At 52.7% G+C, this 26,652-nt stretch carries 25 protein-coding genes and 1 pseudogene; 15 read left to right on the forward strand and 11 right to left on the reverse strand.

Annotated elements, in window-relative coordinates; genetic code table 11:
* From JTI85_RS21160 to ghrB, 4 genes and pseudogenes are all read left to right on the forward strand, one after another.
* A pseudogene (locus tag JTI85_RS21160) lies at positions 1-477 on the forward strand (sugar phosphate isomerase/epimerase); the annotation flags it as partial.
* 3 nt (positions 478-480) lie between these two features.
* Positions 481-1,419 (forward strand): sugar kinase, encoded by a 939-nt coding sequence (locus JTI85_RS00325; protein WP_199986313.1) that lies wholly within the window; start codon positions 481-483, stop codon positions 1,417-1,419.
* 70 nt (positions 1,420-1,489) lie between these two features.
* Positions 1,490-2,770 carry an MFS transporter gene (locus JTI85_RS00330; protein ID WP_040231622.1) on the forward strand — a complete coding sequence of 427 codons (1,281 nt, stop codon included), beginning with the start codon at positions 1,490-1,492 and terminating at the stop codon, positions 2,768-2,770.
* Between the two features lie 22 nt (positions 2,771-2,792).
* Positions 2,793-3,767: a glyoxylate/hydroxypyruvate reductase GhrB gene (gene ghrB, locus JTI85_RS00335; RefSeq protein ID WP_219351977.1), complete on the forward strand. Its 975-nt coding sequence runs from the start codon at positions 2,793-2,795 to the stop codon at positions 3,765-3,767.
* 61 nt (positions 3,768-3,828) lie between these two features.
* Here the strand turns inward: ghrB and JTI85_RS00340 are convergent, their stop codons facing one another.
* The gene (locus tag JTI85_RS00340) at positions 3,829-4,539 is read right to left on the reverse strand and encodes a DUF3053 domain-containing protein (protein ID WP_048213663.1); all 711 of its coding nucleotides are present in this window, start codon (positions 4,537-4,539) and stop codon (positions 3,829-3,831) included.
* A gap of 380 nt (positions 4,540-4,919) precedes the next feature.
* On the opposite strand from JTI85_RS00340, the gene JTI85_RS00345 reads away from it, so the two are divergent.
* From JTI85_RS00345 to cueP, 3 genes are all read left to right on the forward strand, one after another.
* Positions 4,920-5,210 (forward strand): HTH-type transcriptional regulator, encoded by a 291-nt coding sequence (locus JTI85_RS00345; protein WP_048213664.1) that lies wholly within the window; start codon positions 4,920-4,922, stop codon positions 5,208-5,210.
* A 278-nt stretch (positions 5,211-5,488) separates the two neighbouring features.
* Entirely contained in the window at positions 5,489-5,701 is a 213-nt protein-coding gene (cspA, locus tag JTI85_RS00350; protein WP_000014594.1) for an RNA chaperone/antiterminator CspA, read from the forward strand.
* Positions 5,702-5,888: 187 nt separating this feature from the next.
* Positions 5,889-6,428, forward strand: coding sequence for a copper-binding periplasmic metallochaperone CueP (gene cueP / locus JTI85_RS00355; protein ID WP_142878733.1), 540 nt, complete (start codon positions 5,889-5,891; stop codon positions 6,426-6,428).
* Between the two features lie 113 nt (positions 6,429-6,541).
* Here cueP and glyS read toward each other — a convergent pair whose 3' ends face one another.
* From glyS to JTI85_RS00370, 3 genes are all read right to left on the reverse strand, one after another.
* Positions 6,542-8,611, reverse strand: coding sequence for a glycine--tRNA ligase subunit beta (gene glyS / locus JTI85_RS00360; protein WP_048213666.1), 2,070 nt, complete (start codon positions 8,609-8,611; stop codon positions 6,542-6,544).
* Between the two features lie 9 nt (positions 8,612-8,620).
* On the reverse strand, positions 8,621-9,532 hold the full coding sequence (glyQ, locus tag JTI85_RS00365) for a glycine--tRNA ligase subunit alpha (protein ID WP_001168551.1): 912 nt from the start codon (positions 9,530-9,532) through the stop codon (positions 8,621-8,623).
* A gap of 95 nt (positions 9,533-9,627) precedes the next feature.
* Positions 9,628-9,936: a YsaB family lipoprotein gene (locus JTI85_RS00370; RefSeq protein WP_061066792.1), complete on the reverse strand. Its 309-nt coding sequence runs from the start codon at positions 9,934-9,936 to the stop codon at positions 9,628-9,630.
* A 171-nt stretch (positions 9,937-10,107) separates the two neighbouring features.
* Between JTI85_RS00370 and JTI85_RS00375 the strand changes: the two genes are divergently transcribed.
* A complete protein-coding gene (locus tag JTI85_RS00375) occupies positions 10,108-11,103 on the forward strand; it encodes an acyltransferase (RefSeq protein ID WP_219351978.1) in 996 nt (331 codons plus the stop codon).
* A gap of 41 nt (positions 11,104-11,144) precedes the next feature.
* Here JTI85_RS00375 and yiaA read toward each other — a convergent pair whose 3' ends face one another.
* From yiaA to xylA, 4 genes are all read right to left on the reverse strand, one after another.
* Positions 11,145-11,582, reverse strand: a complete 438-nt coding sequence (gene yiaA, locus JTI85_RS00380) for an inner membrane protein YiaA (RefSeq protein WP_219351979.1) — start codon at positions 11,580-11,582, stop codon at positions 11,145-11,147.
* Positions 11,583-11,951 (reverse strand): inner membrane protein YiaB, encoded by a 369-nt coding sequence (gene yiaB, locus JTI85_RS00385; RefSeq protein WP_101742807.1) that lies wholly within the window; start codon positions 11,949-11,951, stop codon positions 11,583-11,585.
* A 167-nt stretch (positions 11,952-12,118) separates the two neighbouring features.
* On the reverse strand, positions 12,119-13,573 hold the full coding sequence (xylB, locus tag JTI85_RS00390) for a xylulokinase (RefSeq protein ID WP_115642697.1): 1,455 nt from the start codon (positions 13,571-13,573) through the stop codon (positions 12,119-12,121).
* A gap of 72 nt (positions 13,574-13,645) precedes the next feature.
* On the reverse strand, positions 13,646-14,968 hold the full coding sequence (gene xylA, locus JTI85_RS00395) for a xylose isomerase (RefSeq protein ID WP_048213670.1): 1,323 nt from the start codon (positions 14,966-14,968) through the stop codon (positions 13,646-13,648).
* 359 nt (positions 14,969-15,327) lie between these two features.
* On the opposite strand from xylA, the gene xylR reads away from it, so the two are divergent.
* Positions 15,328-16,506, forward strand: a complete 1,179-nt coding sequence (gene xylR / locus JTI85_RS00400; protein ID WP_048213671.1) for a D-xylose utilization transcriptional activator XylR — start codon at positions 15,328-15,330, stop codon at positions 16,504-16,506.
* A 90-nt stretch (positions 16,507-16,596) separates the two neighbouring features.
* Here xylR and JTI85_RS00405 read toward each other — a convergent pair whose 3' ends face one another.
* Complete coding sequence (locus JTI85_RS00405) at positions 16,597-17,421, reverse strand: protein bax (RefSeq protein ID WP_061066797.1); 825 nt, start codon at positions 17,419-17,421, stop codon at positions 16,597-16,599.
* Between the two features lie 316 nt (positions 17,422-17,737).
* Between JTI85_RS00405 and malS the strand changes: the two genes are divergently transcribed.
* A complete protein-coding gene (malS, locus tag JTI85_RS00410) occupies positions 17,738-19,768 on the forward strand; it encodes an alpha-amylase (RefSeq protein WP_115601316.1) in 2,031 nt (676 codons plus the stop codon).
* A gap of 176 nt (positions 19,769-19,944) precedes the next feature.
* Positions 19,945-21,195 carry a valine--pyruvate transaminase gene (gene avtA, locus JTI85_RS00415; protein WP_048213674.1) on the forward strand — a complete coding sequence of 417 codons (1,251 nt, stop codon included), beginning with the start codon at positions 19,945-19,947 and terminating at the stop codon, positions 21,193-21,195.
* A gap of 35 nt (positions 21,196-21,230) precedes the next feature.
* On the opposite strand, the gene JTI85_RS00420 is transcribed toward avtA, so the two are convergent.
* Both JTI85_RS00420 and yiaJ read right to left on the reverse strand, forming a co-directional pair.
* Positions 21,231-21,704, reverse strand: coding sequence for a 4Fe-4S dicluster domain-containing protein (locus tag JTI85_RS00420; protein WP_061066800.1), 474 nt, complete (start codon positions 21,702-21,704; stop codon positions 21,231-21,233).
* Positions 21,705-21,821: 117 nt separating this feature from the next.
* Complete coding sequence (yiaJ, locus tag JTI85_RS00425) at positions 21,822-22,637, reverse strand: IclR family transcriptional regulator YiaJ (protein ID WP_048213806.1); 816 nt, start codon at positions 22,635-22,637, stop codon at positions 21,822-21,824.
* A gap of 217 nt (positions 22,638-22,854) precedes the next feature.
* Here yiaJ and yiaK point away from each other — a divergent pair, with 217 nt between their 5' ends.
* From yiaK to JTI85_RS00445, 4 genes are read left to right on the forward strand one after another with little or no spacing between them, the layout of a single operon-like run.
* A complete protein-coding gene (gene yiaK, locus JTI85_RS00430; RefSeq protein ID WP_219351980.1) occupies positions 22,855-23,853 on the forward strand; it encodes a 3-dehydro-L-gulonate 2-dehydrogenase in 999 nt (332 codons plus the stop codon).
* Between the two features lie 11 nt (positions 23,854-23,864).
* Positions 23,865-24,329: a YhcH/YjgK/YiaL family protein gene (locus JTI85_RS00435; RefSeq protein WP_137364163.1), complete on the forward strand. Its 465-nt coding sequence runs from the start codon at positions 23,865-23,867 to the stop codon at positions 24,327-24,329.
* A 13-nt stretch (positions 24,330-24,342) separates the two neighbouring features.
* Positions 24,343-25,275 carry a DUF4862 family protein gene (locus tag JTI85_RS00440; protein WP_219351981.1) on the forward strand — a complete coding sequence of 311 codons (933 nt, stop codon included), beginning with the start codon at positions 24,343-24,345 and terminating at the stop codon, positions 25,273-25,275.
* Positions 25,276-25,306: 31 nt separating this feature from the next.
* Complete coding sequence (locus JTI85_RS00445) at positions 25,307-26,626, forward strand: MFS transporter (RefSeq protein ID WP_005120509.1); 1,320 nt, start codon at positions 25,307-25,309, stop codon at positions 26,624-26,626.
* Positions 26,627-26,652: the final 26 nt, after the last annotated feature.

Raw genomic sequence — 26,652 nt, forward strand, 5'->3', positions numbered from 1 at the left:
GAAGCACAGGCCCTGCAGGCGCTGTGGCTAAAAGTCTCCCTCGGCCATTTCTCCCATACCGAACAGTTCAACGTGTTACGTGAATGGCTGGACAACAGCGGGATGGAGCTGGTTGTCGAAAACGATCAAACGTCCTGCGGACGCCTGAAGCCGATGCAGCGCTTTAACGAAGCCTGCCAGGCATTCAATCTGCCGATATCTCTGACCTTCGATATGGGCAACTGGCTGTGGGTGGGCGACGTTCCGGAAGAGGCTGCACAGCAGTTGGGCTCAAGCGTTGGATACATCCATGTGAAAGCCGCCACATCACATCACGACAGTTACCGTGCCGTGCCGCCTGATCACGCGGAACCACGCTGGCTGGCGCTGTTGGACACGTTGCCCGCAGATGTTCCACGCGGCATTGAGTTTCCCCTGGAAGGGCAGGATTTGGCGGCGGTTACCCGTCACTACGTCGCTCTGTTACGCAAGGAGTAACACATGAAAAATTCACTGGATGTGGTCACTATTGGTGAAGCGATGGCGATGTTTGTCGCCACGCAAACCGGTGATTTGGCGGACGTGGAGCAGTTTATTAAACGCGTTGCAGGCGCTGAACTTAATGTCGCAACCGGACTTGCTCGCCTGGGTCTGAACGTAGGCTGGGTAAGCCGCGTGGGTAACGACAGTTTTGGCCGTTTTATTATTAAGTCGCTGGAGAAAGAAGGGATTAATGCGCAGGGAGTTACTCTGGACGGGCGCTACGCTACCGGCTTTCAGCTTAAATCTAAGGTCGAAAATGGAACCGATCCCATTGTGGAATACTTCCGCAAAGGTTCCGCTGCCAGCCACCTCAGCGTTGAGGATTATCACGAAGCCTACTTCGCCAACGCGCGCCACCTGCACCTGAGCGGCGTAGCGGCAGCGCTTTCTGCCAGCTCTTATGAACTACTGGCGCACACCGCCCGCACGCTAAAAACACAAGGGAAGACCATCTCGTTCGATCCGAATTTACGCCCAGTGCTGTGGAAAAGCGAAGGCGAGATGGTGGAAAAACTCAACCGACTGGCATTCCAGGCTGACTGGGTACTGCCGGGGTTAAAAGAGGGCATGATTTTAACCGGTCAGCAGACACCAGAAGCCATTGCCGACTTTTATCTGCGCCATGGCGTGAAGGCCGTGATTATCAAAACCGGGGCTGATGGGGCCTGGTACAAAGCAGCGAGCGGCGAGCAAGGCTGCGTCGCACCGGTGAAAGTCGACAATGTGGTCGATACCGTCGGTGCGGGTGATGGCTTTGCCGTCGGCGTTATCAGCGCCCTGCTGGAAGGGCGCTCGCTGCATCAGGCGGTGACCCGGGGCAATAAAATTGGCGCTCTGGCCATTCAGGTCCAGGGCGACAGCGAAGGATTACCCACACGTGAACAATTAGGGGAATAAATTCCCGGCCAACTCTGTCTCTGTACCCTACATTCAGAGGCGGCGTATCAGCATAACCAGAGGGCAGTCTATGAATAGCTCAACCAATGCAGCAAAACGCTGGTGGTACATCATGCCAATCGTGTTTATCACGTACAGCCTGGCGTACCTTGATCGCGCGAACTTCAGTTTCGCTTCCGCAGCCGGCATCAACGAGGATCTCGGTATTACCAAAGGGATCTCTTCCCTGCTGGGGGCTCTGTTTTTTCTTGGCTATTTCTTCTTCCAGATCCCAGGCGCAATTTACGCCGAACGCCGCAGCGTACGTAAACTGATTTTTATCTGCCTGATTCTGTGGGGCGCCTGCGCGTCACTGACCGGGATGGTCAGCAACATTCCAATGCTGGCCGCCATTCGCTTCATTCTTGGCGTTGTTGAAGCCGCGGTCATGCCCGCAATGCTGATTTATATCAGTAACTGGTTTACGAAGTCCGAGCGTTCGCGTGCTAATACCTTCCTGATCCTCGGTAACCCCGTCACCGTCCTATGGATGTCCGTCGTGTCCGGATACCTGATTCAGGCGCTGGGCTGGCGTGAAATGTTCATCATTGAAGGTTTTCCGGCCATCATCTGGGCGTTCTGTTGGTGGGTACTGGTAAAAGATAAACCGTCGCAGGTAGGCTGGTTGTCAGAATCCGAAAAAGCCGCGCTGCAGGCCCAGTTAGAAAAAGAACAGCAGGGTATCAAAGCCGTGCGTAACTACGGCGAAGCGTTCCGTTCACGTAACGTTATTCTGCTGTGCATGCAGTACTTTGCCTGGAGTATTGGCGTCTACGGTTTTGTTCTGTGGTTGCCGTCAATTATCCGCAGCGGCGGTGCCAACCTGGGTATGGTAGAGGTCGGCTGGCTTTCGTCCGTTCCGTATCTGGCCGCAACGGCGGCGATGATCCTGGTTTCATGGGCTTCCGATAAACTGCAAAACCGTAAGCTGTTTGTCTGGCCACTGCTGCTGATTGCCGCTTTCGCCTTTATTGGCTCCTGGGCCGTTGGCGCAGACCATTTCTGGATTTCTTACACACTGCTGGTTATCGCCGGTGCGGCCATGTACGCCCCTTATGGCCCCTTCTTCGCCATCATTCCTGAAATGTTGCCGCGCAACGTCGCTGGGGGAGCAATGGCATTAATCAACAGCATGGGCGCATTAGGCTCATTCTTTGGTTCCTGGTTTGTCGGCTACCTCAATGGCACCACCGGCAGCCCGTCCGCCTCATACATTTTTATGGGGGTAGCGCTTTTTGTCTCAGTATGGCTAACTCTGATCGTTAAGCCTGCTAATAATCAACAGCTACCTATTGGCGCACGCCACGCTTAAATTTTAACTTACGGAGATTCGCATGAAGCCGTCCATTATTCTCTATAAAGCGTTACCTGACGATTTACTGCATCGCCTGGAAGAGCATTTTACTGTCACTCAGGTGCCTAACCTGCGTTCAGAAACCGTAGCACAGCACGCCGAAGCCTTTGCCAGCGCGGAAGGCCTGCTGGGCTCCAGTGAAGCCGTCAATACCGCCCTGCTGGAGAAAATGCCGAAACTGCGCGCGACCTCCACCATTTCCGTAGGCTATGACAACTTCGATGCCGATGCCCTTAACGCACGTAAGGTGCTGCTGATGCACACGCCAACGGTGCTGACAGAAACCGTGGCAGACACGGTAATGGCGCTGGTGTTAAGCACCGCTCGCCGCGTGGTGGAAGTCGCCGAGCGCGTGAAGGCAGGCGAATGGACAAAAAGCATCGGAGCCGACTGGTTTGGTACCGATGTTCACCACAAGACGCTGGGCATTGTCGGCATGGGACGCATTGGGCTGGCGCTGGCGCAACGCGCGCATTTCGGCTTTAGCATGCCGATTCTCTACAACGCGCGTCGTCACCATCAGGAAGCGGAAGAACGTTTCAACGCGCGCTACTGCGACCTGGATACGCTGCTGCAGGAAGCGGATTTTGTTTGCCTGATTCTGCCGTTAACGGACGAAACCCACCATCTGTTCAGTACCGAACAGTTTGCCAAAATGAAGTCTTCTGCCATTTTCATTAACGCTGGGCGTGGCCCGGTGGTGGATGAAAACGCACTGATCGCCGCACTGCAAAGCGGGGAGATTCATGCCGCGGGCCTGGATGTGTTTGAACAAGAGCCGTTGCCGTCAGACTCACCGCTGCTGTCGTTGCCGAATGTGGTGGCGGTACCGCATATTGGTTCAGCCACGCATGAAACGCGCTATAACATGGCGGCTTGTGCTGTGGATAACTTAATTGACGCACTGCAGGGGAAAGTTGAGAAGAACTGCGTGAATCCGCAAGTGGCCAAATAACACAAAAGGCCGGGTAGCATTGATGCTCACCCGGCCTTTAATGTGTCTTACCGTACGACGATTACTGCGCGGCATTCACCGCAGCAGTCCATGCCTGATTAAATGCCTGATGCTGCGCCGCCAGCGGACCAATCAGCGTATTGTACTGACTGGCCTGTTGTGAGGTTGGGAACTGGATGCCGTTGGCGACAAAGCTCACCTGCGTATCCTGCTGCGCGATAAAATCGCCTACCTGCACCAACTGCTGCGTGAAAACTTGCGCGGCTGGGATCAGCGGCTGTAACGCCTCTGCCGGTGCGGTCACAACTTTGCTGTAAACCTGATCAAAGACAGGTTTCAGGTCATCACCCTGCTTCAGCGCGCCATGGGCAGCATCTGCCTGTAGCTTCGCATTCTGCAACTGTTGTCCTAACACACCCAGCGCGCCATTTGCCTGACGCAGCGGTTCACGCTGAGTCATATAATCCTGAGGAACACGGATTGCATTTACGCTATCAACAACCGGGCGCAGACCGGAGTCCATTGCCTGATTAACCTGCTGTGAATAGCCATAAAGAATCGCGTAATCGGACACAAACGGGCCAAACTGTTTTTTCTGATCGGCAGTCAGCGTCGGTAAACGCTCTCCGCTACGCATTGCAGTATTCTGCAGAAAATCGATAAACGCTTTGCGTTGATCGCCTTCTTTATCAAAACACCCACTCAGGCCAACTACCATTAAGAGCGCCAAAACAGGCGCAAACCAGCGAGAGCAGGACTTACCTGTCGCCATTTTAATACTCCTTTCACCCAAAAATGCGCACAACGACACCCGCGTGCCTGACGTTGACAAGGATAGTCCAGGTCAGCCCCGCAAGATACCCTTTCCGCGTAATCTTGTGGGGGAAAATAACGGTTTCCGCCGCCCTGTGTTTTGCTCAACAATGCTCCCTTCACATAGCGGCACTCTATTTTAGTCATCTTTACAATTGGAATGGTTCGATCGGAGATCCCGACCTTTATCAGTTCGTTAGCCAACTAAAGGTTGTCACCCGCGATTCGCTGAAACGAATCCACAACGCATACCTTAAATTCGCCTTCATTTTTTCCGACTACGCTTAATGAGCTTCGATGAAATTCACGATCCCGCTGTGTGATTTATAGGAGTTCTCAATGGAATACAAAGATCCTATGTTTGAACTGCTAAGCAGTCTGGAGCAGATTGTTTTTAAAGATGTATCGCAGACGGTTACCCAGACGCAAAAAACCAACCCTTTCGCTGAATTTGAACAACTACGACGAGGGACAGGTTTAAAAACAGATGATTTCGCCCGGGTGATGGGCGTAACGGTCGCGATGGTTCATGAATGGGAGTCTAAACGAGTGAAGCCATCCAGTACCGAATTGAAGTTGATGCGCCTGATTCAGGCAGACCCACGATTAAGTAAGCAGTTGATGGATTAAGTTATTTTCAAGTTTGACATAAGAGCGGTCCTGCAGAAGGGCCGTTCCTCCACTGCCAATATCCGCAAAAAAGAAAATAGTAGTTGCATCCACCTGCGTAAAATGAGTTAATGCCCTCAACGGTTTGACGTACAGACCATTACAGCAGTTAGTAAGGCAAGTCCCTTCAAGAGTTATCGTTGATACCCTCGTAGTGAGCATTTCCTTTACTGTTAAAAAATCTGTAAAGCACGCCATATCGCCGAAAGGCACACTTATTTTTTAAAAGGTAATACACTATGTCCGGTAAAATGACTGGTATCGTAAAATGGTTCAACGCTGACAAAGGCTTCGGCTTCATCACTCCTGACGATGGCTCTAAAGACGTGTTCGTACACTTCTCTGCTATCCAGAACGATGGCTACAAATCTCTGGACGAAGGTCAGAAAGTTTCCTTCACCATCGAAAGCGGCGCTAAAGGCCCGGCAGCTGGCAACGTAACCAGCCTGTAAGCTTAAAAAGCTCAAAATTCTGAATCCCTGCCCAACGGCGGGGATTTTTTTTATCTGTACTTCGAAAAACGCCTCGCCCACACGCGTCTTTGCATTACTTTACCCGTCGCCCCTTTGACCTTTCCCTAAGGGCAAGCTTTATAGTGAGCCAGTCAGTATCCCACAACGTTCACAAGGAATTGAAGCTATGTCGAAATCCTCATTGCTGCTGGTTTTAGGTTTACTCACCACCGGTAGCGCGTTCGCCGCCCCCCCTGAAGCCACTTTTTTGGCGGAACACGGGCTCAGCGGAAAATCCGTCGAGCAAATCGTCGAGGCCATTGACCAGTCTCCCCAGAGCCGCCCACTGCCCTACTCGGCATCCGTCACCAGTACCGAACTGAAGCTCTCTTCGGGCGATCAGATCTATACCCTGCCGCTCGGTGACAAGTTCTATCTGTCATTTGCCCCTTATGAATGGCAAACACATCCTTGCTTCAACCACAGCCTTTCTGGCTGCCAGGGCGAAATGCCGGAGAAGACATTCAATGTCAAAGTGACGGATAACAAGGGTGATGTAGTGCTACAAAAAGAGATGAAGAGCGGTCGAAATGGCTTCGTCGGGGTTTGGCTACCGCGCAATATGGCAGGCACCATCGCAGTAAGCTACAACGGCAAAACGGCGGAATATCCCATTAAAACCATGGAAGACAGCCAGACCTGTCTGACTAAATTACAGCTGCGCTAACAACATAAAAAAATACCGGATGGCACAATGCTTATCCGGCCTACTGGTGTTTACCTCGTAGGCCGGATAAGACGAAGTCGCCATCCGGCATTTTCTAAGTCAGCTCAGGACCGTTACTGCAGCAGCGAAATATCCGCCACGCGCAGGAACAGTTCACGCAGTTTTTCGAGCATAGACAGACGGTTAATACGCAGATCTTTATCTTCCACGTTAACCATCACTTTCTCGAAGAACGCATCGACCGGTTCACGTAGCGCAGATAGCTCAACCAGCGCTTCCTGGTAATGACCGGCAGCGAAGACAGGCTCCAGCTTATCGCGCAGCACCACAACCTGCATCGCCAGCGCAATTTCTTCCGGCTCTTTCAGCGTTGCCGCATTCACACGGTCGTTCAGCGTTTCTTCAGACTTCGCCAGAATATTTGATACGCGCTTGTTCGCGGCAGCCAGTGCAGAAGCAGCTTCCAGCGTACGGAAGTGTGAAACCGCCTTCATACGTGCGTCGAAATCAGCCGGACGAGTCGGACGACGCGCCAGCACGGCCTGAATGGTATCGACGGTGTAACCTTCGTCCTGATACCAGGCGCGGAAGCGACCAAGCATAAAGTCGATAACGTCATCAACCACTTTCGCGTTGGTCAGCTTATCGCCATACAGACGAACAGCCTCTTCCGTCAGCGTTTGCAGATCCAGATTCAGGTTCTTCTCAACGATGATACGCAGCACGCCCAGCGCAGCACGACGCAGCGCAAACGGGTCTTTGTCGCCTTTCGGATGCTGACCAATACCGAAGATACCCGCCAGGGTGTCCATCTTGTCAGCAATCGCCACGGCACAAGCCACCGGGTTAGACGGCAGGTCATCACCGGCAAAGCGCGGCTGATACTGCTCGTTCAGCGCCACAGCAACATCTTCCGCTTCGCCATCGTGACGCGCGTAGTGCATACCCATCACGCCCTGGGTGTCGGTGAACTCGAAGACCATGTTGGTCATCAGGTCGCACTTGGACAGCAGGCCAGCACGCGTTGCGTGGTTAACGTCAGCGCCAATTTGACCAGCAATCCAGCCCGCCAGCGCCTGGATACGGTCAGTCTTGTCGCGCAGCGTACCCAGTTGCTGTTGGAACAGCACGGTTTGCAGACGCGGCAGATGATCTTCCAGTCGTTTTTTACGGTCGGTATTGAAGAAGAATTCGGCATCCGCCAGACGCGGACGAACCACCTTCTCGTTACCGGAGATAATCTGGGTCGGATCTTTCGATTCGATGTTGGCCACGAAGATAAAGTTCGGCAGCAATTTGCCGTCGTTCGCATAAACCGGGAAGTACTTCTGGTCACCTTTCATGGTGTGTACCAGCGCTTCAGACGGAACCGCGAGGAATTTCTCTTCGAACTTCGCGGTCAGCACGACCGGCCATTCTACCAGCGAGGTGACCTCTTCCAGCAGGCTTTCGCTCAGGTCAGCGTTACCGCCGATCTTACGCGCCGCTTCTTCAGCATCGGCTTTGATTTTCGCTTTACGCTCGGCGTAATCGGCAATCACCTTGCCGCGCTCACGCAGGATTTCCGGGTACTGATCGGCAGTATCAATAGTAAATTCAGGCTCGCCCATAAAACGATGACCGCGGATCACGCGATCGGACTGAATTCCCAGAATCGTTGCCGGAATGACTTTGTCGCCCAGCAGCAGGGTCACGGTGTGAACCGGACGCACGAAGTGAACGTCAGACGCGCCCCAGCGCATCAGTTTCGGGATCGGCAGCTTCGCCAGCGAAGTGGCGATCATGTTCGGCAGCAGCGTTTCAGCGCTTTCGCCTTTCACATGCGCGCGATACAGCAGCCACTCGCCTTTGTCGGTGGTCAGACGCTCAGCCTGATCAACCGTGATACCGCAACCGCGCGCCCAACCTTCTGCCGCTTTACTCGGTTTACCTTCAGCATCAAACGCCTGGGCAATGGCCGGCCCGCGTTTCTCAACTTCACGATCGGGTTGAGATTCTGCCAGGGCAGCGACTTTCAGCGCCAGACGACGTGGAGCGGCAAACCACTCAACATTGCCGTGCGCGAGGCCAGCGTTGTCCAGCTCCGCGGTAACGTTCGCAGCAAAGGACTCAGCCAGGCTGCGCAGTGCTTTTGGTGGCAGCTCTTCAGTGCCGATTTCCACCAGAAAAGTTTTCTCAGACATGGCCGCCTCTTATTTGTCTTTGTTGCACATCGGGAAGCCAAGGGCTTCACGGGAAGCGTAGTAAGCTTCTGCCACTGCTTTGGTCAGGGTGCGAATGCGCAGGATGTAGCGCTGACGCTCGGTGACGGAGATGGCTTTACGCGCATCCAGCAGGTTGAAGCTATGGGCGGCTTTCAGAATACGTTCATACGCAGGCAGCGGCAGCGGGTTTTCCAGCGCCAGCAGCTGCTGCGCTTCTTTCTCGTACTGCTCGAAGCAGGTGAACAGGAAGTCCACATCGGCGTATTCGAAGTTGTAGGTGGATTGCTCCACTTCGTTCTGATGGAACACGTCGCCGTAGGTTGTTTTGCCCAGCGGACCGTCGCTCCAGACCAGGTCGTAAACGCTGTCTACGCCCTGAATGTACATGGCCAGACGTTCCAGACCGTAGGTGATTTCCCCGGTAACTGGCTTACATTCCAGACCACCAACCTGCTGGAAGTAGGTGAACTGCGTGACTTCCATGCCGTTCAGCCACACTTCCCAACCCAGACCCCAGGCGCCCAGTGTTGGGTTTTCCCAGTTATCTTCCACGAAACGGATATCGTGAATGGTCGGGTCCATACCCAGCTCTTTCAGAGAACCCAGGTACAATTCCTGAATATTGTCCGGTGACGGCTTAATCACCACCTGGAACTGATAGTAGTGCTGTAAGCGGTTCGGGTTTTCGCCATAGCGCCCGTCGGTCGGACGACGAGAAGGCTGCACATAAGCAGTCGCCATCGGTTCCGGCCCCAGTGCACGCAGGCAGGTCATTGGGTGAGATGTCCCCGCGCCGACTTCCATGTCCAATGGTTGAACGATGGTGCAGCCCTGGCGAGCCCAGTAATCCTGTAAGGTCAGGATCAAGCCCTGGAAGGTCCTGGTATCAAACTTTTGCATATTATTTCGTGCTGGATACGTGTGGATTTAAAGGAAGCGATCAGTATACCCGCTGGCTGCAAGATATACAGTACGAAACGGGAAAAAGGGGGAACTTAGCGCATGGAAAGGTGCAAAAACTGCCCGTCTGCGTCAAATGAGCAGACAAAACTCTCTTTGCGGAAGGTAGAACCGCGCATCTCATAGCTACCCTGAAATTGCTCAAGGCCGGTGATAGCAATTTTCTGGGCACCCGTATTATAAAGCTCCGATGCTTCACTTTTGCACAATGACTCCATATCCAGCGAACGCGTGGCAGTAATTTTGCCCTTTTGCGCTTTCTGCACGGGTGTTGACGATTGTGGATCGGCGCATCCCACCAGCAGCAGCGTGAGGATTGCGGGAAAGAAATACTTCATCATCATTTTATTACCGCCTGGTTTGCTGGTCAGTCTTATTATTAGTGTCTGGGAACGGATCCTATTGTGAGAATCTCCCCAGGCCATCACAAGCTTTAGCGTAATAACTCGGATTAATCCAGTGAGCGATGTTCGCAAATACTGGTCAGACTTTTTTTAATGAAAACAGAGGAACTGATGCAGCCCAAAATTTACTGGATTGATAATCTGCGCGGGATCGCCTGTTTAATGGTTGTGATGATTCACACCACGACCTGGTACATCACCAATGCGCAAAGCGTCAGCCCGGTAAATTGGGATCTGGCCAACGTGCTCAATTCCGCCTCTCGCGTCAGCGTCCCGCTGTTTTTTATGATCTCGGGTTATCTCTTTTTCGGCGAACGCAGCGCCAAACCGCGCCATTTCACGCACATCGCGCTCTGCATTCTGTTTTACAGTAGCGTGGCGCTGGCCTACATCCTGCTGTTTACCTCGATCAACGCTGAGCTGTCGCTGAAGAACCTGCTGCAAAAGCCGGTGTTCTACCACCTATGGTTTTTCTTCGCTATTGCCGTTATCTACCTGGTATCCCCGCTTATTCAGGTGAAAAATGTCAGCGGAAAAATGCTGCTGGCATTGATGGTGGTGATAGGCGTGATTGCCAATCCCAATACCGTCTCGCAAAAAATTGGCGGCTTTGAGTGGCTTCCCATCAACCTGTACATCAGCGGCGATACGTTCTACTACATTCTATACGGCATGCTGGGCCGGGCAATTGGTATGATGGAGACACAAAAGCGCTCACTCACCTGGCTCTGCGCAGCGTTGTGTATTGTCGCCGTGTTTGTTATTTCCCGCGGGACACTGCATGAGCTCCAGTGGCGAGGCAATTTTGCCGATACCTGGTATCTCTACTGCGGACCAGCGGTATTTATCTGTGCCGCCTCACTTCTGACGCTGGTCAAAAATACGCTCAGCACGCGCACTTTGCCGGTACTGGGCCTTATTTCCCGCCACTCATTGGGCATCTATGGCTTTCATGCGCTGATCATTCACGCGCTGCGCACCAACGGCATAGAACTCAAGAACTGGCCGCCGCTGGATATATTGTGGATTTTTAGCGCCACGCTGGCAGGAAGTTTACTGTTGTCCATATTGTTGCAGCGCATCGATACGCGCAGGCTGGTAAGTTAAAATGAAAAACCCCCGCTCGTTACCGAACGGGGGGCTACCGATTATTCCGTAAACTCTTCTGCAATCGCCACAGTTTCTTTTGAACGTTCAAAACCACCATCGCGAATGTTTTTCTGCACGGCAACTGCGCCAAACAGACTCAAAAAGAAAGCCAGACCGTAAAACCCTTTCTCACTGAGTAACAGGGTGGCGTTCCACAAACCAACAACCAGTAATGCTACCGAGATAACAAACGCGGCCAGGCAGGTTACATAGTAAATCGGCGTCGTAGGGATACCTTCATATTTATCCCGTACCGTCTTTTGATACGACGCAGCAGAAAACAAACCAAGCACCAACACAGCAAAGTAATACCCCTTTTCATTCAACTGCATATCCGCATTCCACAGCCCCAGCAGATACGTCCCAATGCCGCCGAAAAGCGCTATCCATGACACAATGCTAAATGCGGGAGAATACGTTGAAGTTCTGTTATCCATTCAGAGTTCCTGTCCTTTAGGTGTATTTTCTGATGAGCGCAACAATAAAATTTGCCCCCATAAACAAATAAAGAATGCCGCCGGGTACAGCGCCTTTTCAATGGGCGCTAATGGAGCGTTCCACACCCCCACCAGTAGCAATCCTATCGTGATGAGTGCCACCATCTGACACACAGAGGCGAAGCGTTCGTCGCTCTGATTGAGATTTTCACCACGCTGATAAACATATGTCACAAACATTCCCGCCATCAGCACGCCGAAAAAATAGCCTTTGCCACTCAATAACGGGCATGCCTGCCAAAAGCCAATAACGTAAATCAGCGCGCCAGAGAGGAATAATATCCAGGGCAACAGCCTTGTCGTCTTCATTGGGATCTCCTTATCCATCATGGATACAATATGAATAACCCGCTAAAGACAACACAGAAAAATGCCACTACGCCGGACTTTCAGAATAAATTCATGCACGCCAATTATTTATTAGATTGAAATATATATTTGATAAATCCCCTCTGTTTACCAGAGGGGATTTAGGGTCAGGACATCAGTGGTTGTAATTGCTGATAGATTCGGCGGAAGGTTTCTCGACGCTGTTGGTAAAGAGCATGACGCCCGGCGTCAGGATAATGCGCCTGCTCCAGCGTAAGCTGAGGCAACAGGTCAGATAATGGCCGTTGCGGATTGATGGCAATTTGCGCCAGGCGCGCCGCACCGAGTGCAGGGCCAACATCACCGCCGGTACGGTAATCCAGCTGCAATCCGCTGATGTCAGACAGCATTTGACGCCAGTATTCACTGCGCGCCCCGCCGCCAATCAGTGTAATGCTGGCGGGCTGCACGCCACAGGCATGTACCACATCCATACCATCGGCTAAGGCAAATCCCACACCTTCCAGTACCGCTCGCGCCAGTTCTGCCGGACCATGCTGATGCGTCAGACCAAAAAAGACACCCTTCGCTTGCGGGTTGTTGTGCGGCGTACGTTCACCTGAGAGATAGGGTAAAAACCAGACCGGTTCAGCCTGCTCATTTGCCTGCTGTGCGGCATCAATCAGCGCAGGTACGCTTGCCATCCCGGTTAGTTTTGCCGCCCAGTCCAGGCAGGATGCCGCACTTAGCATCACGGACATCAGGTGCCACCGTTCAGGTAGAGCATGGCAAAAGCTATGGACTGCGCTTTCCGGTTTGCTGAGAAAACCGTCGCTGACCGCAAAATAGACCCCGGAAGTCCCCAGCGAGAGCATAGCCTGACCGGCATTCATCATGCCGACGCCAACCGCCCCCGCCGCGTTATCACCGCCACCCGCCACTACGGGAATCTCTGACATGCCCCAGGATTGCGCGACACCAGGCAACAGCGTTCCAGTAATCGCACTGCCCTCGTACAAGGTCGGCATATGTGCGCGAGTCAGTTGACACGCAGACAACATGACGTCACTCCAGTCACGTTTCGCGACATCCAGCCACATCGTACCTGCGGCATCCGACATATCGCTGGCAAACTCTCCGGTCATACGCAGACGCAGGTAATCTTTCGGCAGCAGAACTTTATCAACCCGGCTGAAAATGTCCGGTTCGTGGCGCTGCACCCACAGCAATTTAGGGGCGGTAAAGCCAGGCATCATCAGGTTGCCGGTGATGGCACGCGATTGCGGAACCCGCTCCTCAAGCATGACGCACTCTTCAGCACAGCGACCATCGTTCCACAGGATTGCCGGACGCAGAACCTTCTGTTGCTCATCCAGTAGCGTCGCACCGTGCATCTGTCCGGCAATCCCCAGCGCTTTCACCTCGCGAAGCGAATGTTGCTGACCCAACGTTTTCACAGCCCGATCCGTCGCCAGCCACCACTGTTCAGGATCCTGCTCCGACCATAACGGATGCGGGCGCGAGACGGTCAGTTTCTCCGTGTGCGAGGCCACCACATCGCCCTGCTCGTTGAGCAGAATGGCCTTTACGCCTGATGTACCAAGATCTATCCCGATATACATAGGGTATCGTTCCTTAAAGAAAGGCCCGGTAGCGAATCGCTATCCGGGCTTACGGACGTACTCAGCAGTCCGTTATTTGTCGAACAAATAATGGTTTACCAGATTTTCCAGCAATTCCTGATGACCGCTCTGGTGCACCGGTGCCAGGTTATGTTGTTCAGCGTACTGCGCAATTTCCGTCAGCGTCATCTGACCTTTCAGAATTTGCTGGCCCAGCTCACCATTCCAACCGGCATAACGTTTTGCCACGCGCTGATCCAGGCCACCGTCTTCAATCATACGGGCCGCAATTTTCAGCGACAGCGCCATGGTATCCATCGCACCAATATGACCATAGAACAGATCGTATTTATCAGTACTCTGACGACGGACTTTGGCATCAAAGTTCAGGCCACCAGTGGTAAAACCGCCCGCTTTCAGGATTTCGTACATGACCAGCGCATTCTCTTCTACGCTGTTCGGGAACTGGTCAGTGTCCCAGCCAAGTTGCGCGTCGCCACGGTTCGCATCGACGGAACCAAATAGCCCCAGAGCAATCGCCGTAGCGATTTCGTGGTGGAACGAATGGCCTGCCAGCGTGGCATGGTTTGCTTCAATATTCAGTTTGATCTCTTTTTCCAGACCGAACTGCTTCAGGAATCCGTAAACAGTCGCGGCATCGTAGTCATACTGATGTTTAGTGGGTTCTTGCGGCTTCGGTTCGATCAGTAAGGTGCCCTGGAAACCTGTTTTGTGTTTATGCTCGACCACCAGTTGCATAAAGCGGCCAATCTGCTCACGTTCCTGACGCAGGTCGGTATTAAGCAGCGTTTCATAACCTTCACGGCCGCCCCACAGGACGTAGTTTTCACCGCCTAACTTATGTGTAGCATCCATGGCAGTCACGACCTGCGTAGCCGCCCAGCTGAAGACTTCCGGATCCGGGTTAGTCGCCGCACCTGCGCCATAACGTGGGTTAGTAAAGCAGTTTGCCGTACCCCACAGCAGTTTCACGCCGCTCTGTTCCTGTTTTGCCGCCAGCACATCCACCATCTGGGCAAAGTTATTTTTATACTCTTTCAGTGACGCGCCTTCAGGCGAGACGTCAACATCATGGAAGCAGTAGTAAGGCACATTCAGCTTATGGAAAAACTCAAATGCCACATCCGCTTTACGTTTTGCCAGCGCCAATGCTTCACCCGGCTGTTGCCACGGACGGTCGAATGCCCCCATACCGAACATATCCGCGCCGTTCCAGCAGAAAGTGTGCCAGTAGCAGGCGGCAAAGCGCAGATGCTCTTCCATGCGCTTGCCCAGCACGATTTCATCAGGGTTGTAATGGCGAAATGCGAGTGGGTTAGTGGATTTTGTACCTTCAAAACGAACGCGATCGAGTTGGTCAAAATAAGCCTGCATAATAAGCTCCATAATCAGGTAATACGGCAAGTAAACTGCGATACAGTCATACTGGAATTTCCTGATTTATTGCTCAATTACGTTATTTCACACCGCCATTAAGAGAATACCCAAATGTGCGCTGGCTCCCAAAAATGCACACTGAATAAGCAATTAAAAAAGCGATCGCGATCGGCTCTTCATCAATAAACAAAAAACCGTAATACACAGATAAGAAATGACAATTGTCTTCCTGGTCGGGGTGTGTGAATTTTGCGTAGCGTTACGCAAATAAGAAATTTGTCACGCTTCATCAAGTAGTCGCACCTGCGGTTTTGGTAGTATTGACAGGCCACGTTAACCTTTCAGGACAGGCTCTTATGTTTGATAAACGACACCGCATCACCCTATTATTTAATGCTAATAAAGCCTATGACCGCCAGGTGGTAGAGGGCGTAGGTGAATATTTACAGGCATCGCAATCCGAGTGGGATATATTCATTGAGGAAGATTTCCGTGCCCGTATTGATAATATCAAAGACTGGTTAGGCGACGGTGTTATTGCTGATTATGACGATGATGACATTGCGCAATTACTTGCCGATGTCGATGTTCCAATCATCGGCGTTGGGGGTTCCTACCATCTTGAAAGCGATTATCCACCCGTCCATTACATTGCGACCGATAACCATGCACTGGTGGAAAGCGCTTTTTTGCATCTGAAAGAAAAAGGGGTCAACCGATTCGCATTTTATGGTCTGCCCTCTTCCAGCGGCAAGCGCTGGGCTGCCGAGCGTGAATATGCCTTTTGCCAGTTGGTCGCCAAAGAGAAGTACCGTGGTGTTGTCTATCAGGGGCTGGAAACCGCACCAGAAAACTGGCAACACGCCCAAAATCGACTGGCGGACTGGCTGCAAACTTTACCCCCGCAAACCGGTATTATCGCCGTGACCGACGCGCGTGCGCGGCATGTTCTGCAGGCCTGCGAGCATTTGCATATCCCGGTGCCGGAAAAACTGTGTGTTATTGGGATCGATAACGAAGAACTCACCCGTTACCTGTCCCGCGTCGCACTGTCATCCGTTGCTCAGGGCGCGCGACAAATGGGCTATCAGGCAGCAAAACTTCTGCACCGCTTACTGGCGAATGAAGAACTGCCGCTGCAACGTATTCTGGTGCCTCCGGTACGCGTCGTGAATCGTCGTTCAACCGACTATCGCTCACTGACCGATCCCGCTGTCATTCAGGCAATGCACTTTATCCGCAACCATGCCTGTAAAGGCATCAAAGTCGAGCAAGTGCTGGATGCAGTAGGGATTTCACGTTCGAATCTCGAGAAGCGCTTTAAAGACGAGGTCGGGGAAACCATCCACGCCGTGATTCATGCCGAAAAACTGGAAAAAGCGCGTAGCCTGTTGATCTCCACGACGCTCGCGATAAACGAAATTTCACAAATGTGCGGCTACCCGTCGTTGCAGTATTTCTATTCCGTTTTCAAGAAAGAATACGACACGACGCCAAAAGAGTACCGTGACATGAACAGTGAGGTGTTGCTGTAGGGGGAATTGTGTCGGATGACGGTTTCGCCTTATCCGGCCTGCAGAGCGTCTCACAGGCCTGATAAGCGTCGTGCAATCAGGCCTGTGGAATTACATATGCGCGGCGATTAAACGCTGGTTATCCTGGTACATCGCGAACAGATAGTTATTGTAACTCTGTCCTTTGGTGGAGTACCCCTTCAGCTTATGGATCATCGCGGTCGCTGTCACTTCCTGATCGGCTTTACGCAACTGCGCGCGCGATTTACGGAAGGAAGAGTATGCCGGATGCGTGTTCAGGTTAATGACATAGGCATTCACCGACTCTTTTACCGATTCAAACTGTGAGTAGCCTTTCACCTTACCGGGTGCATTGTTGCAGCGGCCTTTGACACATTTCATGCCAAACAGGTTGTTATTGCTACGCGCCAGTTTCGATGTGCCCCAACCGCTTTCAGCCGCAGCCATAGTCGCCACCATACTGGTAGGAATGATGTCTACGCGTTCAAGCAGCGTATTCCATGGAATTTTACGCGTGTTGCCAGACCAGCTCACCTTGTAGCGTTTCGCGATGTCTTTCATACGCGTACGCTCAGTCGGTGACCAGCGATTCTGGTACTGCTTTGAGATCAGCCAGTTACGGTCCGCCGTAATGGCAGCATTTTGACTGGTAATATAAGGCATAACCGTCCGGAGAAACGCTTTTTTCCTTGGTGTTCCGGAAGGGTATTTTCGCAAATCAGGAAGTGAACTACTCTTTGCACTATTGCGAGAATACTCTTGTTTACTGCTTACCTGTGTATTACTTGCCTTGATTACCTGGGGCTTATGACTCGTTGTCGCCGTGTGTGTCTTTGCCAGCACCTCACCCGAAAATGCAATGGTGAGTAACATAAGAATCATTGCCCCATATCGTCGAATGGGAGTCAATATCATTAGGTCTCCTGGTCGGATTTAAACATTCCAACACCTTATATTTTTCACAAAAATGAGAGATGAATCTCAAATCATATCAAAAATAGCCGTCAAGAGCACCCAAAGGAATAGTCCAATTCTGAAACTATGTCACGTACAAACCGTTCCGGGTGCGGTTAATTCGAAGAAAATGTGGAGGTTATCGCAAAATTAGGTCGTTTTTTGCGCGTGATCGCTCACCCTCATCTCTCATCCGGGCGGAATCGACGCTAAGGATGAGTTTCCGCTCTGATTTCACTGGCAAACTGGCGTAAATCGCAGCATCAAGGACAGCATTATGAAACTTGCCGCCGTTGCGCTGGCGCTGATACCCGGCATTGCCATCGCCTCATCATGGACTTCTCCAGAACTTCCCACCTTCGAAGCGGAAGGTACGGGTAAATTCGTCAGCCATGCAGCGTTGACGAAGGGTACTCGCCCTTTAATCCTGAATTTTGACCAACAGTGCTGGCAGCCTGCTAATGCGATAAAACTCAACCAGATGCTGTCGCTAAAACCGTGTGAAGGCGCGCCACCGCAGTGGCGCTTATTCAAAGACGGCGATTACACGCTGGAAGTCGACACCCGCTCCGGCACGCCGACCCTGATGCTCTCAGTCAAAAACGCCGCAGAGCCCGCCACCGTCCAGATTCGCCAGTGCCCGAAATGGGATGGTTCGCCGTTAACACTGGACGTGAGCCAGACTTTCCCGGAAGGCGCCGTGGTGCGCGATTTCTACAGTCAGCAAACGGCAACGGTGAAAAACGGGTCGATTACCTTACAGCCCGCCGCAACCAGTAACGGGCTATTGCTGCTGGAACGGGCAGAAACCGATGCCCCCGCCGCCTTCGACTGGCATAACGCCACGGTATATTTCGTCCTGACGGACCGCTTTGTGAATGGTGATCCGAGCAACGACCACAGCTACGGACGTCGCAACGATGGCATGCAGGAAATTGGCACTTTCCACGGTGGCGATTTGAGCGGGCTCACCAGTAAACTCGACTACCTGCAACAACTGGGCGTCAACGCCTTGTGGATCAGCGCACCGTTTGAGCAAATCCACGGCTGGGTTGGGGGTGGCGCCAAAGGCGATTTTCCCCACTACGCTTACCACGGCTACTACACCCAGGACTGGACAACGATTGATGCCAACATGGGTAACGAAGTGGATCTGCGTGCGCTGGTAGATGGCGCACACCAGCGCGGTATCCGTGTCCTGTTTGATGTGGTGATGAACCATACCGGCTACGCCACGTTGGCGGATATGCAGGAGTATCAGTTTGGGGCGCTGTACTTATCGGGCGATGAGCTGAAAAAAACGCTCGGTGAACGCTGGACGGACTGGAAACCCGCTGCCGGGCAGAGCTGGCACAGTTTTAATGATTACATCAATTTCAGTGATAAAGCCGGCTGGGAAAAATGGTGGGGGAAAAACTGGATCCGCACCGATATTGGCGATTACGACAATCCTGGCTTTGATGACCTAACCATGTCGCTGGCGTTCCTGCCCGATCTGAAAACCGAATCCACCACACCTTCCGGACTGCCAAACTTTTATCAGCACAAGCCGGATACGCACGCCAAAGCCATTGCTGGTTACACGCCCCGGGATTATCTGACGCACTGGCTCAGTCAGTGGGTACGTGATTACGGGATTGACGGTTTTCGGGTCGATACCGCCAAACACGTCGAGCTTCCCGCCTGGCAGCAGCTAAAAACACAGGCCAGCGCGGCGTTAGTCGAATGGAAGAAAGCCAACCCGGATAAAGCGCTGGATGATAAACCCTTCTGGATGACCGGCGAAGCCTGGGGTCACGGCGTCATGCAAAGCGATTATTACCATCACGGCTTCGACGCGATGATCAATTTCGACTATCAGGAGCAGGCGGCAAAGGCCGTCGATTGTCTGGCAAATATGGATCTCACCTGGCAGCAGATGGCGGATAAACTGCAGGACTTCAACGTCCTGAGCTATCTCTCCTCGCACGATACGCGTTTGTTCCGCGAAGGTGGAGATAAAGCCGCCGAGCTATTGCTGCTGGCGCCGGGCGCGGTACAACTCTTTTATGGCGACGAGTCGGCACGACCTTTCGGCCCAACCGGCTCAGACCCGTTACAGGGTACACGCTCGCAGATGAACTGGCAGGACGTTAGCGGAAAATCTGCCGCCAGCGTCGCTCACTGGCAGCGCATCAGCCAGTTCAGGGCCAGACATCCCGCCATTGGTGCCGGTAAACAAACCACGCTAACTCTGAAACAGGGATACGGATTTATCCGCGAACATGGCGACGATAAAGCCATGGTGGTGTGGGCCGGTCAACCCTGATCCCAACAGGCTTCTCATGCTCAACGGCACGGGAAGCCAGATTCAATATAAAAAACTATCCAGAAAAAAATCTGCAGCACAAAACATCAATTCTGCTCCGTGGGCCTGATTTGCACCCCGCCATAGGTAGCGCTATGGTTAGCCACTTTAATACTGAGTTCGACAGATCACCTGCTATGACATTCTCACTTTTTGGCAACAAATTTACCCGCCATTCAGGCATCACACGCCTGATGGAGGACCTCAACGACGGCTTACGCACCCCAGGCGCTATCATGCTCGGTGGCGGTAATCCGGCGCAAATACCAGAGATGCAAAATTACTTTCAGTCTCTGCTGGCAGAAATGCTGGAAAACGGCAAAGCCACTGATGCGCTTTGTAATTATGACGGTCCACAAGGTAAAACCGAGCTACTGTCTGAGCTGGCGAAATTACTACGTGAGAAGCTGGGCTGGGATATCGAACCACAAAATATTGCACTGACAAATGGCAGTCAGAGCGCGTTTTTCTACTTATTCAACCTCTTCGCCGGACGTCGCGCCGATGGAACCACCCGAAAAGTGTTGTTCCCGTTGGCCCCGGAATATATTGGCTATGCCGATTCCGGCCTGGAAGAAGATCTCTTTGTCTCAGCACGCCCAAACATCGAACTGTTACCGGAAGGTCAGTTTAAGTATCACGTTGATTTTGAACACCTGCACATCGGTGAAGAGACGGGCATGATCTGCGTATCACGTCCGACCAACCCAACAGGCAACGTGATCACCGATGAAGAGCTGATGAAGCTGGATCGGCTGGCCAACCAGCATGGGATCCCGTTGGTGATTGATAATGCCTATGGCGTACCGTTCCCCGGCATCATCTTTAGCGAAGCACGCCCGTTGTGGAACCCTAACATTGTGCTGTGCATGAGCCTTTCCAAGCTGGGGCTGCCGGGCTCCCGCTGCGGCATCATTATTGCGAATGAAAAAATCATCACCGCCATCACCAATATGAACGGCATTATCAGCCTTGCACCTGGCGGAATGGGTCCGGCAATCATGTGCGAAATGATTAAGCGCAACGACCTGCTGCGTCTGTCTGAGACGGTTATCAAACCGTTTTATTATCAGCGTGTTCAGCAAACTATTGCGATCATTCGCCGCTATTTATCTGAAGATCGCTGCCTGATCCATAAACCAGAGGGCGCGATTTTCCTGTGGCTGTGGTTCAAAGATTTGCCCATCACGACTGAACTGCTGTATCAGCGCCTGAAAGCACGTGGCGTGCTGATGGTTCCCGGTGATTACTTCTTCCCAGGGCTGGATAAACCCTGGCCGCATACGCATCAGTGCATGCGGATGAATTACGTACCGGAACCGGAAAAAATCGAGGCTGGCGTGAAGATTCTGGCTGAAGAGATCGAACGCGCCTGGCTGGAAGGCTGATGATAAACCCGACCCAGACACGGGTCGGGCTATTTTCACAGCGGCTGGGAGCGTAGACGTTGTTTCTGGACGCTGACCGCATCTATACACTGCAACGCGCTGGTCGGGCAGGCTTCGACACACGCGGGTCCCGCCTCACGGTGCCAGCACAGATCGCATTTTATCGCCTGCACTCTAGACGAGCGGGCGACGACATTCATCGCCCCAAACGGGCAAGCCAGCATACAGCTTTTACAGCCAATACAACGCGCCTGTTCAACGAAGATATGCCCATGTTCACGACGAATGGCGTGCGTTGGGCAAACATTCGCGCAGGGAGCATCTTCGCATTGATGACAGGCGACCGCCGTCGTAAAGGCGTCATCTTTGATTACGCGGATCCGCGGAGTAAACGCAGCAGAAGAGACCGACGCGCAGTCCTGGTTTTGCTGGTGCGCGACGACACAGGCCACTTCGCAGGTACGACACCCAATACATTTTGCCGCATCCGCCATAATAAACGCGTTCATTGCCCCCTCCCTCTGCGTGAAAACCACAGAGTGCCAGAGAGATTCCCCCCGTCGCTTTGATCGGACAGGGGAAACGGTTAAATAGTGTCAGGTGCCTGAACGACGTCAGGCATGCGCCTAATCGCGAACGGTAAAGCCCAGCTCATTGGAAATGGCCTGCGCGGTTTCGCGCAGCGGCTTGAGTAAATTCTTTTCTCCGACCTGCTTCAGCCGCGAGGTAGAGAGTGAAATCGATACCGAGTACGGCACCCGCCCATGAATATCAAACACCGGCACGGCGATGCAGGAAACACCCAGCTCGTTCTCTTCCCGATCCATCGCCATACTGCTTTCGCGGATCTGCGCCAACTCATCGTACATGGCCGGTAAACCGGTAATCGTATTGCGGGTCAGCGGCTGAATCAGATCCTGATGGCTCTGCCAGTAAGATTCCACATAGTCCGGATGACCAAACGCCATATAAATTTTGCCCATCGCCGAGCAATACAGCGGCATATGCTGACCGATATAAGCGCGGGTACGCAGCATGCCCGTCGTCGGCTCCAGCTTATAAATCAAAATCGCATGGTCGTCTTCACGACTGGAGAAGTTGATGGTTTCACCGGTGGCGATATTCAGCGCTTCAAGGTGCGGCGCAGCAACATGGATGATGTTCAGTGACGACAACGCCTTCTGACCCACGGCAATAAATTTGGTGGTCAGGCGATAACTCCCTGCCGCGGGCGCGGGGGTGACATATCCGCAGGATTGCAGCCCTTGCAGCAGTCGATGCACGGTACTTTTGTTCAGCCCTGCCAGTTCAGACAAATGCGCCAACGGGCAACCATTCGGATAGTTGCTCAAAATCTCAATCAACATCAAACCACGGAACAGGCTCTGACTTCCGGCTGGCCGCTCTTTGTCTTGCGTCATCTCACTCTCTTTTGTGCCCATCGTTTCCGCTCCCCTTTTCGTCGCGCTCTGATGGTAGCGCAAAGTGTGTTTCAGTTCACGATCTGAACCGAAAAAACACAACCATTTGATTTTCATGATTTTAAAAAACAGGGTGCCCCGTTGATCTGTCAAAATTTGATCGATATATTTGAAATCAGATTTCGCATAGTGAAATTTAGAGATAAAAAAGCGATCAAATTTAAACAAGGAAACAGGAATGAAAGTCACTTTTGAGCAGTTGAAAGATGCGTTCAATCGGGTACTGCTGGCACGCGGTATCGCCGTTGAAACCGCCGATGCCTGTGCCGAAATGTTTGCCCGTACCACCGAATCCGGAGTGTATTCGCACGGTGTTAACCGTTTTCCCCGTTTCATTCAGCAACTGGATAACGGCGACATCATTCCTGAGGCCAAACCGCAACGCATTACTAGCCTGGGGGCGATTGAACAATGGGATGCCCAGCGTTCGATCGGCAATCTGACGGCGAAAAAGATGATGGACCGTGCCATTGAGCTGGCCTCCGATCACGGTATTGGCCTGGTCGCACTGCGTAACGCCAACCACTGGATGCGCGGCGGCAGCTATGGCTGGCAGGCGGCGGAGAAAGGTTACATCGGTATCTGCTGGACTAACTCCATTGCCGTGATGCCTGCATGGGGTTCTAAAGAGTGCTGCATTGGTACTAACCCGTTGATCGTCGCGATCCCCTCATCGCCAATCACCATGGTTGATATGTCGATGTCGATGTTCTCCTACGGCATGCTGGAAGTGAATCGCCTGGCCGGTCGCGAACTGCCGGTAGATGGCGGGTTCGACGATGAAGGTAACCTCACCAGAGAACCTGGCGTTATCGAGAAAAATCGCCGTATTTTGCCAATGGGTTACTGGAAAGGTTCTGGCCTGTCGATTGTGCTGGATATGATCGCCACCCTGCTTTCTGACGGTTCTTCCGTGGCCGAGGTCACCCAGGACAACAGCGATGAATATGGCGTTTCGCAGATTTTCATCGCCATTGAAGTAGACAAGCTGATCGATGGCGCCACCCGTGATGCCAAGCTACAGCGGATTATGGATTTCATCACCACCGCCGAACGCGCTGATGAAAACACGCCTGTCCGCCTGCCGGGCCACGAGTTTACAAAGCTGCTGGAAGAAAACCGCCGCAACGGTATCATCGTTGATGACAGCGTCTGGGCCAAAATTCAGGCGTTGTAAGGAGTCAGAGTATGATTTTTGGACATATCGCTCAGCCTAACCCATGTCGTTTACCCGCGGCGATTGAAAGGGCGCTCGACTTTCTGCGTAGCACAGACTTCCGCAAACTGGAGCCGGGCGTGGTGGAAATCGACGGTAAAAATATCTTCGCGCAGGTTATCGATTTAACCACGCGTGATGCTGCCGAAAATCGCCCGGAAGTGCATCGCCGCTATCTGGATATTCAATTTCTGGCCTGGGGTGAAGAAAAAATCGGTATCGCCATTGATACCGGGAATAACCCAATCAGTGAATCGTTATTAGAACAGCGCGATATTATTTTTTATCACGCCAGCGAACATGAATCGTTTATTGAAATGATTCCAGGAAGCTACGCCATATTTTTCCCGCAGGATGTTCACCGCCCTGCATGTCATAAGACTGTCGCCACGGCGATCCGCAAAATAGTCGTGAAGGTCGCTATTTCAGTTTTATAAAAAGGAGCACAACATGAGCGTTAATAATGCCGGTTATATTATCGGTGCGTACCCCTGTACACCCTCATTTCACCAAAAGAGTGAAGAGGAAGAGAAGGAATTCTGGCGACAGCTCGCCGATACCCCGGATATTCGCGGTCTGGAGCAGCCCTGCCTTGAACATCTTCACCCGTTAGGCGACGAATGGTTATTACGTCATACGCCGGGCGACTGGCAAATCGTGGTCACCGCCATTATGGAAACCATGCGCCGTCGCGGCGCAAACAGCGCTTTTGGGCTGGCTTCCAGCGACGAAGATCAGCGTAAAGCCTGCGTGGCGTATTACCGTCATCTGCAGCAGAAAATCAACCATATCAATGCGACCCACGCCGGAAAAGTGATTGCGCTGGAGCTGCATGCCGCACCCAATGCCAGCAATCCAAATGTTGCGCAGGCCACCGATGCGTTTGCCCGTTCGCTGAAAGAGATTACCTCCTGGGACTGGTCCTGCGATCTGGTGCTGGAACATTGCGATGCCATGACCGGCATTGCGCCGCGCAAAGGCTTTCTGCCGTTAGACAATGTGCTGGAGGTCATTGCCGGGTATGACATCAGCGTGTGCATTAACTGGGCGCGATCGGCCATTGAAGGACAGAACCCCGCCCTGGCGTTGACCCACACGCAGCAGACCAAACGGGCTGGAAAACTGGGCGCGCTGATGTTCTCCGGTACCACTATCACCGGAGACTACGGTGAGTGGCAGGACTTACACGCCCCGTTTGCCCCATTCTGCCCACAAAGCCTGATGACCACCGACCATGCCCGCGAATTATTCGCCTGCGCAGAAGCCGAACCATTGCAATTTGCCGGTATTAAATTGCTGGAAATAAACGCCAATGCAGATGTGAACCATCGCGTAGCAATATTGCGCGACGGTATCGCGACGTTAAATAAAGCAGAAATATAAAAATAAAATACTACTCTACGAGAATATTAATATGAACATGACCTCTCGCCCTACACTCAAAGATATACCCCGTCAGCGCTGGCTGCGGATTATTCCACCTATTTTAATCGCCTGTATTATTTCTTATATGGACCGCGTCAATATCGCCTTCGCGATGCCGGGCGGAATGGATGCCGAATTAGGTATTTCCGCCACCATGGCGGGACTGGCTGGCGGTATTTTCTTTATCGGTTATCTGTTTTTACAAGTTCCCGGCGGAAAAATTGCCGTTCACGGCAGCGGCAAGAAATTTATCGGCTGGTCGCTGGTTGCCTGGGCGGTTATTTCCGTCCTCACGGGGTTAATCACTAATCAGTACCAACTGCTGGTTCTGCGCTTTTTACTCGGCGTTGCCGAAGGCGGCATGCTGCCGGTGGTGCTGACGATGATCAGTAACTGGTTCCCAGACGCCGAGCGTGGTCGCGCCAATGCGATTGTGATTATGTTTGTGCCGATTGCCGGGATCATTACCGCTCCGCTCTCGGGTTGGATTATCACCGTTCTCGACTGGCGCTGGCTGTTCATCATTGAAGGTTTGCTTTCCGTCGTTGTACTGGTGTTGTGGGCCTATACCGTTTACGACCGTCCGCAGGAGGCGCGCTGGATCTCTGAGGCCGAGAAAAATTACCTGGTCGAAACGCTGGCCGCCGAGCAAAAAGCCATTGCCGGAACGGAAGTCAAAAATGCCTCTCTGGGCGCGGTGCTTTCCGATAAAACCATGTGGCAGCTCATCGCGCTGAACTTCTTCTATCAGACCGGGATTTACGGTTACACCCTGTGGCTGCCGACCATCCTCAAAGAGTTGACGCACAGCAGCATGGGACAGGTCGGTATGCTCGCCATTCTGCCGTACGTCGGGGCCATTGCCGGGATGTTCCTGTTCTCGTCTCTCTCTGACCGCACCGGCAAACGCAAGCTGTTCGTCTGCCTGCCGCTGATCGGCTTTGCCCTGTGTATGTTCCTTTCCGTGGCGCTGAAAAATAACGTCTGGCTGGCTTATGCCGCGCTGGTCGGCTGCGGCTTCTTCCTGCAATCGGCAGCGGGCGTGTTCTGGACCATTCCGGCACGTTTGTTCAGTGCGGAAATGGCCGGGGGCGCACGTGGGGTCATCAACGCGCTGGGCAACCTCGGCGGCTTCTGCGGTCCTTATGCGGTCGGCGTACTCATCACTCTGTATAGCAAAGATGCTGGAGTTTACTGCCTGGCTATCTCACTGGCTCTGGCCGCGCTGATGGCGCTGCTGCTGCCAGCCAAATGCGACGCCGGTGCCGCGCCGCTAAAGACACTGAATCCACATAAACGCACAGCGTAAAACAATGCCCGGTGGCGCTTCGCTTA

The sequence above is a fragment of the Citrobacter sp. Colony219 genome, assembly GCF_019382635.1.
In the GTDB taxonomy this organism is placed as follows: Bacteria; Pseudomonadota; Gammaproteobacteria; order Enterobacterales; family Enterobacteriaceae; genus Citrobacter; species Citrobacter youngae.